Origin of the sequence: Rhizobium phaseoli, from assembly GCF_003985125.1 — a bacterium.
Lineage (GTDB): Bacteria > Pseudomonadota > Alphaproteobacteria > Rhizobiales > Rhizobiaceae > Rhizobium > Rhizobium phaseoli.
On record NZ_ML133583.1, the window covers coordinates 77,058 to 92,285 of the forward strand.

Here is a 15,228-nt window from a genome sequence, read left to right on the forward strand (position 1 = left end):
TTGCTCGCAATGCCTTGAATTGACTCTCGAAAGCCGGGGCCTCGCTCCGGCTTTTCTATTCTGGTTCTATCCCGGGCATTTGTCGGTATTCGAGAAATCGACGCTGCCGTCCGGCTTGAAGGCCTCCGGGTTCTTGTCATAAAGCGCACCAACGACGAGCGGCTTGCTCGGCAGCACGGTCTGATCGAGGTCGGAGCGGAACTGCGTCTTCAATTCCTGCAGCACCTTGCCGTCCTTGTCGACCAGCCGGATGCTGACGGAATAGGGACGGTCCTTGCGCACGCAGTGCAGGTTTTGGCTCTGCAGTGCGATCTTGTCGTCGATCGGGTAGATTTTCTGGTTCAGCACCAGCGGCGCGCCGCCTTGAGGATTTTCGAATTCGGCGATGATGACGGAACCGTCGGGAATGGGGCCGGTCTTCTTCAGCGTCAGCAGATAGGTGGCGCTCGCCACCCGATAGTTGAAGACGAAGAGGTGGCCGGTCACTTCGACCAGATTTTCGGCCTGGCGCTGGCAGGCTGACAGCAGGAGGCCGATTGCCGCCGCCGTGACGATCAGATGTTTCCTCATGGGATTTCCTCCTTCTTGCGGCGATAATGCCGGTTCGCCTTGGCGCGGTTGCCGCAGACCGCCATGTCGCACCAGGCCCGGCTCCTGTTCTTGCTGCGGTCGATGAACAGCCAGCCGCAATTGCCGCAGATCTTCATGCGTTCCGGATCGGGCATGGCGATCAGCCGCAGCACCGAATGGGCGGTCGCCGTTGCCAGGCTTGCAGGGTTTGCTTCGTGCAGAACTGTCGCCAGCGCATCCAGCAGCCCGGCGAGCAACCTGTTGTCACCGCCATCGAGTATACGCTTGCGGAAATACCGGTCGATCGCTTCCCGCAGCGCGATGAAATCAGCCGTGTTTTCCGCTGGCACCGGCGCGATGTCGCCGAACAGGGCGCGTTCGGCGCAGAATTCGGCGGCGGCTCGTGGAAAGCTCCGCATCTGGTCACCGGCCGCAAAGCGGTCAATCCGCCGCGCGGCGTCATGGCGCAAAACGACGCTGTTGGCGACATCGAGCGCCAGCGCGCCGCCGGCAAAGCGGTGAGGGGTCCAAGAAAAGCTCATGAGGAAAATATAACTGGCTAAATGCTTTTTGCCAGTTATATTTTATGGGATCCGGAGGATCTGGAATGGCCTACCTTCTGCAGCAGCTGGCGAATGCGGTTCCGCTTGCCGCCCTCTATGCCGCGCTCGCCTTCGGTTATGCCATCGCCTTCGGCGTCACCAAACGGGCCGATATCACTTATGGGGCGATCTTCGCCTTCTCCGGCCAGATCCTTCTGCTTTTCACCGAGCTCGCCTTCAACCGCTTCTGGCTGGTGTTGCCGGCGGCACTTGCCGTCGGCGCTGGCGCCGCGATCGTCTATTCGCTGGCGGCGGGCATCTGGATCGGCCGCTCGATCATGCTGCCGCTGGTCAGCAAATCGCCGAATACGGTGATCGTCGCCGCTCTCGGCATCATGATCGTGCTGATGGAGACCGCCCGGCTTGCCGCCGATACCAGGGCGATCTGGCTGCCGCCGTTTCTCAACGACACGGTCGTCTTCTGGAGCGACGGCCCGTTCAAGGTGACCCTCACTTATATCCAGCTGATCGACACGGCGCTGATGTCGGCCATCGTCGTGATCGGGACGCTGATCCTCAGGCGCACGGCCTGGGGCCGCATCTGGCGCGCCGTCACCGACGATCCGCTGGCCGCCGAGCTTTGCGGCACCAGCGCCAGCCGCGTCTACCTCGTCGCCTATGCGGCGGCCGCCCTCGTCGCCACGATCTGCGGCATCCTCGCCACCTTCTACTACGGCTCGATGGATTTCGGCGCCGGCCTGATGTTCGGGCTGAAAGTGCTGCTGATCGCCGCTGTCGGCGGCTATTCCGATCCGCTGCGCTCGGCCGGCGGCGCTGCCGGGCTCGCCGTCGTCGAAACCCTCTGGAGCGCCTATGGCCCCTTCGTCTGGCGCGATCTCGTTATCTTCTCGCTGCTCGTCCTATTGCTGGTCATGAGCCGCAGGGAGCGCGTGGTGCTCTGAGCAATTCCAGCAAAAGTCTGCAGCGGTTTTGCATCTGGACTTGCGCTGATTTATTTCCACTTGTCGCGCGCCGCATCGTCGGCGTCTTTCGCCGCGACCCAGTCGCCGGAGGCGCCGTCCTTGCCGTGCTCCTTCTTCCAGAAGGGCGCTGCGGTCTTTAGGAAATCCATGACGAAGTTGGCGCCGTCGAACGCTGCCTGCCGGTGCGGCGCGGCCGCGACGACGAGCACGATATTCTCACCCACGGCGATCTTGCCATAACGATGGATAGTGGTCAGCCCGAGCAGCCCGAAACGGGCGATGGCGAGTTCGCCGATGCGGGTCATCTCCGCTTCGGCCATGCCGGGGTAATGTTCGAGTTCGAGCGCCGCAAGCGTGCCGCCGTCATCGCGGCAGAGGCCGGAGAAGGTGACGATGGCGCCGACGCCGGGTTTACCTTTGGAGAGCAGGTCGACCTCGGCCTGCAGATCGAAATCTTCGTGTTGGACGCGGATGGTGGGTGCGACGGTCAATGCAACCTCCCCCTTCTCCCCGGCGGGGAGAAGATGTCCGAAGGACAGATGAGGGGGGTGAGCGGCAAAAGCCGCGAACGCACTGAGCGCAAGCGAAGGGCAGTCTGCCACGCGGCCCCCTCATCCGCCCTTCGGGCACCTTCTCCCCGAGGGGAGAAGGGGGAACACGCCTCACGCGACTTCATCCCGCATCACCCCCCCGTCATCGGCGGAAATATTCCAATTTCTCGCGCCCCCGCGATCGGCTCGTCATGCTCGACATGCTCCATATCGAGCGCCACGCGGATCACGTCTGGATATTGAAGTGCGGCCTCATATTCTTCGCCCAGCGTCTTCAAATGATTCAGAAGATCGGCGACGGTGACGACGGAGGAGGGGAGGTCGATTTCCTCCTCACCCTTGCCGATGCGCTCGCGCACCCAGGCGAAATAGACAAGTCGCGTCATTCCTCGTCATCCACGATATGTTTCAGCCCGGCGCGGAAATAGTCGTAGCCGGTATAGATGGTCAGCAGCGCGGCGATCCACAGCAGCGCGATGCCGGTCTGTGTCGTATAAGGGAAAATCTCATCGCCGGCCGGGCCGGCGAGCAGAAAGGCGATGGCGACGAGCTGCAGCGTCGTCTTCCATTTGGCGATGCGCGTCACCGGCACGCTGACCTTCAGCGCCGCCAGATATTCGCGCAGGCCGGACACCAGGATTTCGCGGCAGAGAATGGTGATCGCCGCCCAGATCGACCAGCCGGCGATGGTCTGGTCAGCCGCGACCAAGAGAAGGATCGAGGCGACGAGCAGCTTGTCGGCGATCGGATCGAGCATGCGGCCGATGTTCGACGTCTGGTTCCAGATGCGGGCGAGATAGCCGTCGAGAAAATCGGTGATCGAGGCGATGATGAAGATCCACAGCGCCACCCAGCGCGCCGTATTGCTGATCGACAATCTGCCTTCGATAAAGAAGCAGAGAACAATCACCGGCACGGCGAGGATGCGGCCGTAGGTCAGAAGGTTGGGGATGCTGTACGCACGCGATGCCATGGATCGTTTCTCTGAACTAATGCGCTGCGATAGCGCCGCGCGTCTTTGCGAAAATCGATTCCGATTTTCGGGGCCGATGCCGTAGATGACGGCTTTGACCGCAGACCGTCAACATTGTTTCTGTCTTTTCACTGCCTTTGCGTGGAATTTGCGACGGCCGCCGGCTATTTCGCGGCGTCGTCGTGGAAATGGTTGTAAACTTGCCTGGCGACGGCTTCCGAGATGCCCTCTACGGCCATCAGGTCGGAAAGAGCGGCGCGCGAAACCGCTTTCGCCGTGCCGAAATGCTGCAGCAGCGCCCGCTTGCGCGACGGGCCGATGCCGCCGATCTCGTCGAGCGGGTTCTTGACCATTTCTTTCTTGCGCCGCGCCCGGTGCGAGCCGATCGCGAAGCGGTGCGCCTCGTCGCGCATGCGCTGGATGAAGTAGAGCACCGGATCGCGCGGCGGCAGCGTGAAGCTTTCGCGTCCCGGCGGAAAGAAGCGCTCGCGCCCGGCATCGCGGTCGACACCCTTGGCGATGCCGATCGCCGTCACGCTGTCGGTGATGCCGAGTTCGGCGAGGATGGCGCGCACGGCCGTCATCTGCCCCTGGCCGCCGTCGATCAGGATCACATCGGGCCAGGCCGGGAAGGGCAGGTCGGCGGCGTCGGTGGCGGTTGCCTGCGCCATCCGGTCGGGAATGCCTTCCTCTTTGATCAGCCGCGAGAACCGTCGCGTCATCACCTCCTTCATCATGCCGAAGTCGTCGCCGGGAGTGATGTCGGTCGATTTGATGTTGAACTTGCGGTACTGGTTCTTCACGAAGCCTTCCGGCCCCGCCACCACCATGCCGCCGACGGCATTGGTGCCCATGATATGCGAATTGTCGTAGATCTCGATGCGCTGCGGCGCATGGGCGAGCCCGAAGGTTTCCTTGAAGCCTTCGAGCAGCCGTGACTGCGACGCCGTCTCGGCGAGCTTTCGCCCATGCGCCTCGCGCGCGTTGCCGACGACATGATCGACGAGATCGCGCTTTTCGCCGCGCTGCGGCACCAGGATCGAAACCTTGTGGCCGGCCTTTTCGCTGAGTGCCGCGGCGAGCAGCTCCAGTTCCTCGACGGTTTCCGACAGCATGATCTGCTTCGGCACCGGCTTGTCGTCATAGAACTGCGCCAGAAAGGCATTGAGTACTTCGGCGCCGGAAAGCTGCGGGTCGGCTTTCGGGAAATAGGCGCGGTTGCCCCAGTTCTGGCCGGTGCGGAAGAAGAACACCTGGATGCAGGAGACGCCGCCTTCGTGATGGATGGCGAAAACGTCAGCCTCCTCGACGCCGGCAGGATTGATGCCCTGGTGGCTCTGCACATGCGACAGTGCCGCCAGGCGATCGCGATAGATCGCCGCCCGCTCGAAGTCGAGATCCTCGGCCGCCTGGTTCATGGCTTCGGCCATATGCGATTTCACCTTCTGGCTTTTGCCCGAAAGGAAGTCCTTGGCTTCCTGCACCAGTTCGGCGTACCCCTCGTCGCTGACCTCGTGCGTGCAGGGCCCGGAGCAGCGCTTGATCTGGTAGAGCAGGCAGGGTCGCGTGCGCGTTTCGAAGACACTGTCGGTGCAGGTGCGGATCAGGAAGGCGCGCTGCAGCGAATTGATCGTTCGCCCGACGGCGCCGGCCGACGCGAAAGGTCCGAAGTAATCGCCCTTTCTGGCCCTCGCACCGCGATGTTTGAAGATCGCCGGCGCCCGGTGATCTCCCGTGATGAGAATATAGGGAAACGACTTGTCGTCACGCAGCAGAACGTTAAAGCGCGGCCGCAAGCGCTTGATCAGATTCGCTTCCAAGAGCAGCGCTTCGGTTTCCGTGCGCGTCGTCACGAATTCCATGTTCGCCGTCTGCCGCACCATCTGGGCGATGCGGTTGGAATGCACGCGGCCGACCGCGTAATTGCCGACGCGCTTCTTAAGGCTGCGTGCCTTGCCGACATAAAGCACGTCGCCTTCGGCATTGAACATGCGGTAGACGCCGGGGCTGTTCGGCAGCCGCTTGACGAATTCGCCGATCAGGTCCGCGCCGATGAGCCCGGTCTCGTTGAGGCTGCCGGCATTCCAGTCGACTGCTGCCGCGAGGGGGGCGGCGGCAACCTCGCCTTCCACCTCAATATCGTCTTCGTTCTCATCCGTGTCGTCGTAGAGAACGCCGCCATCCGGCAGCTTTCGTCCGTTCATTCCGTAATCTCCGCCACGTCGGGCGTCTGCCAGGCGAGGTGCTGGCCGCCGTCGAGGGCAATCATCTGGCCGGTGATCGAGGGCGTGTCGAAGAGGAAGCGAATCGTTCGTCCGAACTCGCCGAATCCCGGCCCCGCCTTCATGATAAGCCCGTCGATCTGAGCCTGGAAGTCCTCTTCCGATTGCCGCGTGCTGCGCACCGTCGGGCCGGGGCCGATGGCGTTGACGCGCAGCTTCGGCGCAAAGGTCTGCGCCATCGTCTGCGTCGCCGTCCACAGCGCCGCCTTGGAGAGCGTATAGGAATAGAAGCCCGGATTGAGCGCCCAGACGCGCTGGTCGATGATGTTGACGATCAGTCCGGTCGTGTCATCAGGCAGCTGTTCGGCAAAGGCTGCGGCAAGAATCGACGGCGCCCGCACATGGATGTCGAAATGCTGCGCCCATGCTTCCGCGTCGAAACTGCGAGCCGAATCCTGGCGGAAGATAGAGGCATTGTTGACCAGCAGGTCGATCGGACCGAGTTCTTCCGACGCTCTTTTTATCAGTTCGCTCGTTTCACCGATATCGGTAAGGTCGGCCTTGAGCGCGACCGCCCGATATGCCTTCCGCCGCAATTCCGCCGCCAGCTCTTCGGCTTCGCCGAGGGAGCCGTTCGCATGGATGGCGACGGAAAAGCCATGTGCAGCAAGGTCTTCGGCGATTGCCCGGCCTATTCTCTTGGCAGCCCCCGTTATAAGGGCCGCGCGAAGTCTTTTGTGGTTCAAAATCTTGCTTTCTGATCCCGCGAGTCTGTTGGCAGACTATATAGGAGGCCGGCGAGATTATATAAATAGGCCGCCGCGGTTGCCTTCATTGCCCTGATATTCTATGTATTAGTTAAGAATACGATTTCATAAAATAAGTATTTTAAGTTTAACCCTTCGGTATGGTTAATGAAATGTATGTTGCGCTTAAGCAACATCGAATTTCGGCCATGCGGCAGCCACAATGATATCACAATTTGGCTCTTTCAAATCCGCATTTCAGTTTCAATTTCAGTCTCGATCCGGAAGGGACATCTGGCAATTTCCCCGCCAATGCTTCGCTGATAGACAGATGAAAAGCGGCGCGGGACTGAAAGGAGAAAAGTATGCGTGTACTCATTGCTGGCCTCATGGCCTCTGCTTTTGCAATCGCGGGCGTCTCGGTAGCTCAGGCGGCCGACGCAGTCGATCAGGTTCCGGAAGCACCGGTCGCCCAGGAAGCCCCGGTCAAGCCGGCCGGCAACTGGGAAGGCTTTTACCTCGGCGGCGCCGGCACCTACAACATGGGTGACTTCGGTTCCGACCGCCACACCTACGGTTTCGGCGGCCAGGTCTTCACTGGTTACAACTGGCAGCAGGGCCAGATCGTTTACGGCGTTGAATCCGATCTCGGCTACAGCGGCGACGACGTTTCCTCGGGCGGCGTCAAGAACAAGTATGGCTGGAACGGCTCCGTCCGTGGCCGCGTCGGCTACGACATGAACCCCTTCCTGCTCTACGGCACGGCCGGTCTTGCCCTCGGCAACATCAAGGTCTCCGACGGCACCTCGGACGAAAGCAAGACGGCCTACGGCTATACGGTCGGCGCCGGCGTCGAAGCCTTCGTGACCAACAACATCACGACGCGCCTCGAATATCGCTACACCGACTACCAGAGCAAGGATTATGACCTCGACTCCGGCAGCTTCTCGCGCGGTTACGACGAGAACAGTGTCAAGCTCGGTATCGGCGTCAAGTTCTAAGCCGAACGGAATTATTCAAACATGGAAAAGCCGGGCACGTCGCCCGGCTTTTTGCTGCTCGCCTGTTGTTGCCAGGCGCTCAGGCCTGGGTCTTGAGTTCCTGATAGGCGGGGAATTTCTTTTCGAACTGCCGCAACCAGTCGATTAGCGGCGCGTGATCGGCTTCCCACTGGCCCTTGAAGCGCAGGTCGAGATAGCCGAGCGTGGCGGCCAAGGCGAAATCTCCGCCATGGAGTTTCTTGCCTGTCTTCGGCAGATTGGCACTTAGATGCGCAAGCCCGCTCGTCACCTTCTTCCATTGCCGGTCGATCCAGGGCTGGTGAACCTTTTCCTCCTCGCGGAAGCGCCGCTCGTACATGATCGTCAGGAGGCAGTCGCAGATGCCGTCGGAAAGCGCCTCCAGGACTTCCGCATCGGTGCGTTTGCCCTTCTTGGCAGGATAGAGCCGGCCCTTCGCCAGCCGGTCGAAATAGTGCATGATCGCCACGCTGTCGAAGACCGAGGCGCCATCATCGGTCAGAAGCGTCGGGATCTTGCCGAGCGGATTGTTGTCCACCAGGATTGCCGGCCCGGTATTGGTGTCGACCCGGATATCGTTCATCTCCAGGCCCAGGAAATGCGCGGCCATTCGCACCTTGCTGGAATAGGGTGAGGGGGGCGACCAAAGAAGCTTCATGCGACACCTGATTTGTGGAACTGCTCGGACTATTTCCGAAGCGGATTGTCCGGTCAATCGTCCTTCACCGTCTTGTTCTCGCCGCGCAGCCAGAAGGCGCGGTGCGAGGCGAAACGGTCCTGCGCCAGATGGTCTTTCAGCGCCGGCAGCAGCTGATGCAATTCGTCCTTGAGCGTGAAGGGCGGGTTGACGATGACAAGGCCCGAGCCCGTCAGTCCTGTCATGCCGCGATCGCTGCGCACGGTCAGCTCGGCGCAGAGCATTTTCGGAATGTCGAGCGCCTGCAGCGTCTCGTGGAATTCCTTGATCGGCGCGCCCTTCTTCAGCGGATACCAAAGGCAGTAGGTGCCGCCGGGAAAGCGCCGATAGGCCCGATCCAGCCCCTTGGCCAGGCGCTGATATTCGTCCTCTTCCTCGAAGGGCGGATCGACGAGCACGATGCCGCGTTTTTCTTTCGGCGGCAGATGCGCACCGAGCGCCAGCCAGCCGTCGAGTTCGGTGATGCGGGCATGATGATCGCCCTCGAACAGCCGGTGCAAACGGGCAAAGTCCTCGGGATGCAGTTCCATCGCCGATAGTCGGTCCTGGGGCCGGAACAGCATGCGCGCCAGTTTCGGCGATCCGGGATAGAAGCGGAGGCCACCCTCAGGATTGAGTTCGCGGATCGCCGAGAGGTAGGGCTCCAGCAACTCGGCAACCTGCGCTCCGAGCTCGGCCTCCATCAGCTTGCCGATGCCCTCGAGCCATTCGCCGGTTTTCTGCGCCTCCTCGGAGGAAAGATCGTAGAGCCCGATGCCGGCATGCGTGTCGAGCACGCGAAAGCCGCCATCCTTCTTCTGCATGTAGCGGATCAGCCGCGCCAGCACGGCATGTTTCAGCACATCGGCAAAATTGCCCGCGTGGTAGATATGGCGGTAGTTCATTTTCGCTGATGTCCGTATGAATTCGCGTCATGGGGAGTTTTTCTGGCTTTTGGCCATTCAAGGCTTGGAATATACAAATGCCATGAACATTGCGACCCCCATCGACGCCAAATCCCCGAAGCCGGATACCAGGCTGGGCCACACGGCCTGTCCGCACGACTGTCCCTCCACCTGCGCGCTGGAGGTCGAACTATCTGAGGACGGCCGCATCGGCCGCGTGCGTGGCGCCAATGATCATTCCTACACCTCGGGCGTCATCTGCGCCAAGGTCGCTCGTTATGCCGAGCGGCTCTATCATCCCGACCGGCTGATGCATCCCTTGCGCCGCAGCGGCGCCAAGGGGGCAGGGCAGTGGCAGCAGATTTCGTGGGACGATGCGCTGGATGAGATCGCCGAAGCCTTCGTCAAGGCCGAGGCCAAAGATGGCAGCGAGGCGATCTGGCCTTATTTTTACGCCGGCACCATGGGCTGGGTGCAGCGCGATTCGATCGATCGTCTGCGCCACGCCAAACGCTACTCGGGCTTCTTCTCGTCGATCTGCACCAATCCGGCCTGGACCGGCTTCACCATGGCGACCGGCGCGCTGCGCGGCCCCGATCCGCGCGAAATGGGCCGCACCGATTGCGTCGTCATCTGGGGCACCAATGCGGTCTCGACCCAGGTCAACGTGATGACCCATGCAATCAAGTCGCGCAAGGAGCGCGGCGCCAAGATCGTCGTCATCGACATATACGAAAATCCGACGATGAAGCAGGCCGACATGGCCTTGATCGTCAGGCCCGGCACCGATGCGGCACTGGCCTGCGCCGTCATGCACATCGCCTTCCGCGACGGCCATGCCGACCGCGACTACATGGCGCGCTATGCCGATGATCCCGCCGGGCTCGAAGCGCATCTGAAAACCAGGACACCGCAATGGGCGGCCGAGATCACCGGCCTTTCGGTCGAGGAGATCGAAGCCTTCGCCCGCCTCGTCGGCACGACGAAGAAGACCTTTTTCCGCCTGGGCTACGGCTTCACCCGCCAGCGCAATGGCGCGGTCGCCATGCATGCCGCCGCCTCGGTCGCCACCGTGCTCGGCTCCTGGCAATATGAGGGCGGCGGCGCCTTCCATTCCAACAACGATATCTTCCGCATGAACAATGCGGAACTGACCGGCCGCTCGATGAAGGATGCCGATATCCGCATGCTCGATCAGTCGCAGATCGGCCGCGTGCTGACCGGCGATCCGGTGGCCCTGCGCCACCGCGGCCCGGTCACGGCCATGCTGATCCAGAACACCAATCCGGCCAATATTGCGCCCGAGCAGCGCCTCGTCAGACGCGGTTTTGCCCGCGAGGACCTGTTCGTCGCCGTGCACGAACAGTTCATGACCGAGACGGCCGAGATCGCCGATATCGTCATTCCCGCGACGATGTTCGTCGAGCATGACGATATCTACCGGGCCGGCGGCCAGAACCATATTCTGCTCGGGCCGAAGCTGGTCGAGCCGCCGCCGACCGTGCGCACCAATCTCTTCGTCATCGAGGAACTGGCAAAACGCCTCGGCGTCGCCGATCGTCCCGGCTTCGGCTTCACCGCCCGCGAAATGGTCGATCGCTTGCTGGAATCGAGCGGCCTGCCGGGTTACGACCATTTCCTCGAGCACAAATGGTTCGATCGCCAGCCGGCTTTCGAGGAGGCGCATTTCCTGAACGGTTTTGCCCATCCGGACGGCAAGTTCCATTTCCGGCCGGACTGGATCAACCAGCCGGCGCCGAACAAGCCGCCGGCGGCGATCGGCGCGCTCGGGCCGTATGGGGAGCTGCCTGTCTTCCCCGATCAGGTCGATGTCATTGAGGTCGCGGACCCCGAGCATCCCTTCCGTCTGGCCACGTCGCCCGCCCGCAACTTCCTCAATTCGAGCTTCTCCGAAACCAAGACGTCGCGTCAGAAGGAAGGCCGTCCCGAAGTGATGATCAATCCTGTTGATGCCGAGGCCAATGGCGTTGCGCATGGCGATCTTGTCCGCATCGGCAACGGCCGCGGCGATCTGCGCATCCACGCCCGCATTACCACCGAGGTCAAACCGGGCGTACTGATCGCCGAGGGCCTCTGGCCGAACAAGGCGCATGTCGACGGTGAGGGCATCAACGTTCTGACCGGCGCCGACCCCGTCGCGCCCCATGGCGGAGCGGCCGTACACGACAACAAGGTCTGGCTTCGCAAGGACACGGTATGATGCAGCCGAAATCGCGGGTGAAGATCGTCGGCGAGGAAATCCTGTCGAACGGCTGGACGCGGCTGAGCAGCTATCTGCTTGACTATATCGACCGAAAGGGCGCGACACAGCGGCTGAAGCGGGAGGTCTATCACCGCACGCCGGCCGCTTGCATCCTGCTCTATGATCCGAAACGCGATCTCGTCGTTCTCGTCCGCCAGTTCCGTCTCGCCGTTCACCTGAACGGCGATCCCGCATGGATGATCGAGGTGCCGGCCGGCCTTCTTGACGACGATCATCCCGAACAGGCGATCCGCCGTGAGGCGATTGAGGAAACCGGCTACCGCCTGCGTGAGGCTCGCTTCCTTTTCAAGTCCTATCCTTCGCCCGGCGCTATCGCCGAGGTCGTCCATTTCTTCGTTTCCCTCATCGATACCGCCGACCGCGTCGCCGAAGGAGGCGGTCTGGCCGAGGAGCATGAGGATATCGAGGTTCTCGAAATTCCGCTGGACGAGGCGACCCGGATGATCGAAACCGGCGAGATCTTCGACACCAAGACGATCGTGCTGCTGCAATGGGCAGCTTTGAACAGGCACAAGATTCGATAGCGGATGAGGCGGTTTCCGGCGGCTTGGCGGTTGAGCCCACAAAGCTTTCCGCATTGAGATAATAGCGCTTACGATTTCATACGAATGTCATGGAGCGGTTCTATCCGCTGCGGCTTATCAATCATCGGATCGGTCAGGAGAAGGCCCATGTGGCTCAGCAATTTCACCATCGTTCTGCCAAACGAGGTGGTGGGTGAAGGTTCCGTGCGTATCGAGGATGGCGCCATCGCCGAGATCCGGCCGGAACCGGTTGCCGGTGCAGCCATCGATGGCGGCGGGCGGCTGCTGATGCCGGGATTCGTCGATCTGCACGGCGACATGATCGAGCGCGAGATCGCGCCGCGGCCGAACGCGACGATGCCGATCGATTTCGGCGTCCACGAGCTCGACAAGAAACTTGCCGCCGCCGGTGTCACCACCGCCTTTGCTGCCGTCTCCTTCGCCACCGAAAGCGTCTATGGCCACGTCCGCTCGCTGGAGACGACGTCGGCGGTGATCGAGGGCATCAACCGCCTGCGCGACGATCTGCTGATCGACCACCGCGTCCACGCCCGCTATGAAATCACCAATATCGGCGCCGCTGCCGCGCTCGAGCGCCTGCTGAATGCCGATCAGATCGACATGGTGTCGCTCACCGACCACACGCCGGGGCAAGGCCAGTACAACAACCTGCAAAACTACATCCTCAGCATTTCCGAGCGCCGCGCCATCTCCGAGGACATGGCCGCCGAGATCGTCGCCAAGCGCATCGCCATGCGCAGCAATCCCGACATCGAGGCCAAGCTGAAGGAGATCGTCGCGCTGTCGCTGAAGCACAAGCTGTCGCTTGCCTCGCATGACGACGACAGCATCGAGAAGGTCGCCGAAATGCACGATCTCGGCGTCACCATCAGCGAGTTCCCGGTGACCGCGCCCGCCGCAGAAGAGGCACGCCGCCGCGGCCTCTGGACGCTGATGGGCGCGCCGAATGCGCTGCGCGGCCAGTCGATGTCGGGCAATCTTAGCGCCCTCGATGCCGCCAGGGCCGGCCTGCTCAGCGTCATCGCCGCCGATTATCACCCGGCCGCCTTCGTGCCCGGCATCTTCAAGCTTGCCGACATGGTGGAAGGCGGCCTGCCGGCCGCCGTCGCCATGGCGACCGGCAACGCCGCCCGCTCCGCCGGCCTCCTGGACCGCGGCGAAATCGCCATCGGCCAGCGCGCCGATCTGGTGGCGGTCGAGCCTGGCGACATCCACCGCATCCGCGCCACCTTCCGCGCCGGCCGCTTCGTCTACAGCGACGGCACGCTGCATCCGCTGCGGGCGCTGGCGGCTTAAGCGCGATCGCCGATCAGCGAAATCAGATGGGCTTTGGGTGCAGTGCCCGAAGCCTCGACTCCGACGGCTTTGCCGCCTTGCATTGTCACGCGGCCTTCAGCGAAGAGCCGCAGTGCCTGTGGATAGATCTGGTGTTCGACGGTGAGCACGCGCGCGGCAAGGCTTTCGGCTGTGTCGCCGGAAAGAACCGGAACGGCCGCCTGGCCGATCACCGGGCCTTCGTCCATGCCCTCGGTGACGAAATGTACGGTGCAGCCGGCAATGCGCATGCCGGCGTCGATGGCGCGCTGATGGGTGTGCAGGCCCGGAAACAGCGGCAGCAGGGAAGGGTGGATGTTGAGCATCCGGCCTTCATAGCGCTGGATGAAGGTCGGTGTCAGCAGCCGCATATAACCGGCCAGGCAGAGGATATCGGGGGAAAGCTCGTCGAGTGCGGAAAAGATCGCCGCCTCATGCGCATCCTTGCTGGCATAATCCTTGCGGGGAAAGGCGAAGGTGGCAATGCCCTCGGCCGCTGCCTTGGCCAGGCCGCCGGCCTCGGCCTTGTCGGAGATCACGCCGACGATTTCGGCCGGATAATCGGCCGCCTTCGCCGCCGCGACCAGCGCCATCATGTTGGAGCCGCCACCCGATATGAAGACGACGACGCGTTTGCGCGGCGTGCTCATATGGCAAGCGTACCCTTGTAGACCGTGCCGGCAGCGCCTTCGGCGCGGGCGATCATGCGGCCGAGCGTGACGACCTTCTCGCCTTCAGCCTCAAGCGCCTGCGATACCGCGGCGACATTCTCTTCGGCAACGACGACGATCATGCCGATGCCGCAGTTGAAGGTGCGCAGCATTTCCTTTGCTTCGACGCCGCCCGTCCGGGCGAGCCACGAGAAGACCGGCGGAACCTTGACGGCCGCAAGGTCGATCTCGGCCGCCAAATGCTTCGGCAGGACGCGCGGAATATTCTCCGGGAAGCCGCCCCCGGTAATATGGGCGAGCGCCTTCAGCGCACCGGTTTCGCGGATCGCCTTCAACAGTGGCTTCACATAGATGCGGGTCGGCTCCAGCAGCGCTTCGCCAAGCTTCCTGCCTTCGGCGAACGGCGCCGGCGCGTCCCAGCCGAGGCCGGACAGTTCCACGATCTTGCGGACCAGCGAGAAACCGTTGGAGTGGACGCCGGAGGAGGCGAGACCGAGAATGAAGTCGCCTTCGGCAATGTCGCCGGAGGGGAGCAGCTTGCCGCGCTCGGCGGCACCGACGGCAAAGCCGGCAAGATCATAGTCGCCAGAGGAATACATGCCGGGCATCTCGGCGGTCTCGCCGCCGATCAGCGCGCAGCCGGCCTGCCGGCAGCCGGCGGCAATGCCGCCGACGATCGCAGCACCCTGGTCGGGATCGAGCTTGCCGGTGGCGAAATAATCGAGGAAGAACAGCGGCTCGGCACCCTGAACGACGAGATCGTTGACGCACATGGCGACGAGGTCGATGCCGACCGTGTCATGATAGTCCGCGTCGATGGCGATCTTCAGCTTGGTGCCGACGCCGTCATTGGCGGCGACCAGAACCGGATCGGTGAAGCCTGCGGCCTTGAGGTCGAAGAGCCCGCCGAAGCCGCCGATCTCGCCGTCGGCGCCGGGGCGGCGGGTCGAGCGCACCGCCGGCTTGATCTTCTCGACGAGGAGGTTGCCGGCATCGATGTCGACGCCCGCATCGCTGTAGGTCAGGCCGTTTTTCCCAGACTGGCTCATGCTGGTCTCCGATGGCTGTTTTCAGGCGGCGGAGGCGCCGCGTCATCTGCCGGTCGCAATTGCATGACAGGGGCCTTTATGCAAGCGCTGCATGGCAAAAGCCCCCAATTTCCCGCGTCTTCAACCGGCCTTTCCGGGATTTGTCGCGACAGGGTTGACCATCTTTGCGCCTGCATCC

Annotated in this window: 16 protein-coding genes and 1 pseudogene; 5 read left to right on the forward strand and 12 right to left on the reverse strand. The window is 62.5% G+C overall.

Going from position 1 to position 15,228, the window contains the following annotated elements; translation table 11 throughout:
- Positions 1-66: 66 nt before the first annotated feature.
- Entirely contained in the window at positions 67-570 is a 504-nt protein-coding gene (locus EFD56_RS24835; protein ID WP_126906562.1) for a hypothetical protein, read from the reverse strand.
- Positions 567-1,112, reverse strand: coding sequence for a CGNR zinc finger domain-containing protein (locus tag EFD56_RS24840; RefSeq protein WP_004680553.1), 546 nt, complete (start codon positions 1,110-1,112; stop codon positions 567-569). The genes EFD56_RS24835 and EFD56_RS24840 overlap by 4 nt, the downstream gene beginning before the upstream one ends.
- Positions 1,113-1,177: 65 nt before the next feature.
- Here EFD56_RS24840 and EFD56_RS24845 point away from each other — a divergent pair, with 65 nt between their 5' ends.
- Positions 1,178-2,074, forward strand: a complete 897-nt coding sequence (locus EFD56_RS24845) for a branched-chain amino acid ABC transporter permease (protein WP_126906563.1) — start codon at positions 1,178-1,180, stop codon at positions 2,072-2,074.
- A gap of 50 nt (positions 2,075-2,124) precedes the next feature.
- Here EFD56_RS24845 and EFD56_RS24850 read toward each other — a convergent pair whose 3' ends face one another.
- From EFD56_RS24850 to EFD56_RS24870, 6 genes and pseudogenes are all read right to left on the reverse strand, one after another.
- A complete protein-coding gene (locus EFD56_RS24850; RefSeq protein ID WP_126906564.1) occupies positions 2,125-2,586 on the reverse strand; it encodes a molybdenum cofactor biosynthesis protein MoaE in 462 nt (153 codons plus the stop codon).
- Between the two features lie 77 nt (positions 2,587-2,663).
- Positions 2,664-2,756 (reverse strand): annotated as a pseudogene (locus EFD56_RS33735) (endonuclease domain-containing protein); the annotation flags it as partial.
- Between the two features lie 21 nt (positions 2,757-2,777).
- Positions 2,778-3,032: a molybdopterin converting factor subunit 1 gene (moaD, locus tag EFD56_RS24855; protein WP_004671843.1), complete on the reverse strand. Its 255-nt coding sequence runs from the start codon at positions 3,030-3,032 to the stop codon at positions 2,778-2,780.
- Positions 3,029-3,619 carry a CDP-diacylglycerol--glycerol-3-phosphate 3-phosphatidyltransferase gene (gene pgsA, locus EFD56_RS24860; RefSeq protein WP_004671846.1) on the reverse strand — a complete coding sequence of 197 codons (591 nt, stop codon included), beginning with the start codon at positions 3,617-3,619 and terminating at the stop codon, positions 3,029-3,031. The genes moaD and pgsA overlap by 4 nt, the downstream gene beginning before the upstream one ends.
- 164 nt (positions 3,620-3,783) lie before the next feature.
- On the reverse strand, positions 3,784-5,823 hold the full coding sequence (gene uvrC / locus EFD56_RS24865; RefSeq protein WP_126906565.1) for an excinuclease ABC subunit UvrC: 2,040 nt from the start codon (positions 5,821-5,823) through the stop codon (positions 3,784-3,786).
- A complete protein-coding gene (locus EFD56_RS24870; RefSeq protein WP_064830828.1) occupies positions 5,820-6,587 on the reverse strand; it encodes an SDR family oxidoreductase in 768 nt (255 codons plus the stop codon). The genes uvrC and EFD56_RS24870 overlap by 4 nt, the downstream gene beginning before the upstream one ends.
- Positions 6,588-6,952: 365 nt before the next feature.
- On the opposite strand from EFD56_RS24870, the gene EFD56_RS24875 reads away from it, so the two are divergent.
- Entirely contained in the window at positions 6,953-7,588 is a 636-nt protein-coding gene (locus EFD56_RS24875) for an outer membrane protein (RefSeq protein WP_126906566.1), read from the forward strand.
- 79 nt (positions 7,589-7,667) lie between these two features.
- Here EFD56_RS24875 and EFD56_RS24880 read toward each other — a convergent pair whose 3' ends face one another.
- Together EFD56_RS24880 and EFD56_RS24885 are read right to left on the reverse strand one after the other, a co-directional pair.
- On the reverse strand, positions 7,668-8,264 hold the full coding sequence (locus tag EFD56_RS24880) for a glutathione S-transferase family protein (protein WP_126906567.1): 597 nt from the start codon (positions 8,262-8,264) through the stop codon (positions 7,668-7,670).
- Between the two features lie 53 nt (positions 8,265-8,317).
- On the reverse strand, positions 8,318-9,187 hold the full coding sequence (locus EFD56_RS24885) for a 23S rRNA (adenine(2030)-N(6))-methyltransferase RlmJ (RefSeq protein ID WP_004671855.1): 870 nt from the start codon (positions 9,185-9,187) through the stop codon (positions 8,318-8,320).
- A gap of 16 nt (positions 9,188-9,203) precedes the next feature.
- On the opposite strand from EFD56_RS24885, the gene EFD56_RS24890 reads away from it, so the two are divergent.
- The 3 genes from EFD56_RS24890 (at position 9,204) to EFD56_RS24900 (ending at position 13,312) form a co-directional block, all read left to right on the forward strand.
- Positions 9,204-11,408, forward strand: a complete 2,205-nt coding sequence (locus tag EFD56_RS24890; RefSeq protein WP_126906568.1) for a molybdopterin-containing oxidoreductase family protein — start codon at positions 9,204-9,206, stop codon at positions 11,406-11,408.
- Positions 11,405-11,995: an NUDIX domain-containing protein gene (locus tag EFD56_RS24895; RefSeq protein ID WP_037114141.1), complete on the forward strand. Its 591-nt coding sequence runs from the start codon at positions 11,405-11,407 to the stop codon at positions 11,993-11,995. The genes EFD56_RS24890 and EFD56_RS24895 overlap by 4 nt, the downstream gene beginning before the upstream one ends.
- Before the next feature lie 147 nt (positions 11,996-12,142).
- Positions 12,143-13,312, forward strand: coding sequence for an alpha-D-ribose 1-methylphosphonate 5-triphosphate diphosphatase (locus EFD56_RS24900; protein ID WP_126906569.1), 1,170 nt, complete (start codon positions 12,143-12,145; stop codon positions 13,310-13,312).
- Here EFD56_RS24900 and purN read toward each other — a convergent pair.
- Positions 13,309-13,980: a phosphoribosylglycinamide formyltransferase gene (gene purN / locus EFD56_RS24905; protein WP_004673734.1), complete on the reverse strand. Its 672-nt coding sequence runs from the start codon at positions 13,978-13,980 to the stop codon at positions 13,309-13,311. The genes EFD56_RS24900 and purN overlap by 4 nt on opposite strands.
- A complete protein-coding gene (gene purM / locus EFD56_RS24910; protein ID WP_004673735.1) occupies positions 13,977-15,050 on the reverse strand; it encodes a phosphoribosylformylglycinamidine cyclo-ligase in 1,074 nt (357 codons plus the stop codon). The genes purN and purM overlap by 4 nt, the downstream gene beginning before the upstream one ends.
- Positions 15,051-15,228: the final 178 nt, after the last annotated feature.

Bases quoted from the DNA above. Each gene is read 5' to 3' on its own strand.
- EFD56_RS24840 (WP_004680553.1), bottom strand. From the start codon at position 1,112: ATGAGCTTTTCTTGGACCCCTCACCGCTTTGCCGGCGGCGCGCTGGCG.
- EFD56_RS24895 (WP_037114141.1), top strand. From the start codon at position 11,405: ATGATGCAGCCGAAATCGCGGGTGAAGATCGTCGGCGAGGAAATCCTG.
- purN (WP_004673734.1), bottom strand. From the start codon at position 13,980: ATGAGCACGCCGCGCAAACGCGTCGTCGTCTTCATATCGGGTGGCGGC.
- pgsA (WP_004671846.1), bottom strand. From the start codon at position 3,619: ATGGCATCGCGTGCGTACAGCATCCCCAACCTTCTGACCTACGGCCGC.
- EFD56_RS24890 (WP_126906568.1), top strand. From the start codon at position 9,204: ATGAATTCGCGTCATGGGGAGTTTTTCTGGCTTTTGGCCATTCAAGGC.
- EFD56_RS24835 (WP_126906562.1), bottom strand. From the start codon at position 570: ATGAGGAAACATCTGATCGTCACGGCGGCGGCAATCGGCCTCCTGCTG.
- purM (WP_004673735.1), bottom strand. From the start codon at position 15,050: ATGAGCCAGTCTGGGAAAAACGGCCTGACCTACAGCGATGCGGGCGTC.
- EFD56_RS24880 (WP_126906567.1), bottom strand. From the start codon at position 8,264: ATGAAGCTTCTTTGGTCGCCCCCCTCACCCTATTCCAGCAAGGTGCGA.
- EFD56_RS24845 (WP_126906563.1), top strand. From the start codon at position 1,178: ATGGCCTACCTTCTGCAGCAGCTGGCGAATGCGGTTCCGCTTGCCGCC.
- uvrC (WP_126906565.1), bottom strand. From the start codon at position 5,823: ATGAACGGACGAAAGCTGCCGGATGGCGGCGTTCTCTACGACGACACG.
- moaD (WP_004671843.1), bottom strand. From the start codon at position 3,032: ATGACGCGACTTGTCTATTTCGCCTGGGTGCGCGAGCGCATCGGCAAG.
- EFD56_RS24900 (WP_126906569.1), top strand. From the start codon at position 12,143: ATGTGGCTCAGCAATTTCACCATCGTTCTGCCAAACGAGGTGGTGGGT.
- EFD56_RS24875 (WP_126906566.1), top strand. From the start codon at position 6,953: ATGCGTGTACTCATTGCTGGCCTCATGGCCTCTGCTTTTGCAATCGCG.
- EFD56_RS24885 (WP_004671855.1), bottom strand. From the start codon at position 9,187: ATGAACTACCGCCATATCTACCACGCGGGCAATTTTGCCGATGTGCTG.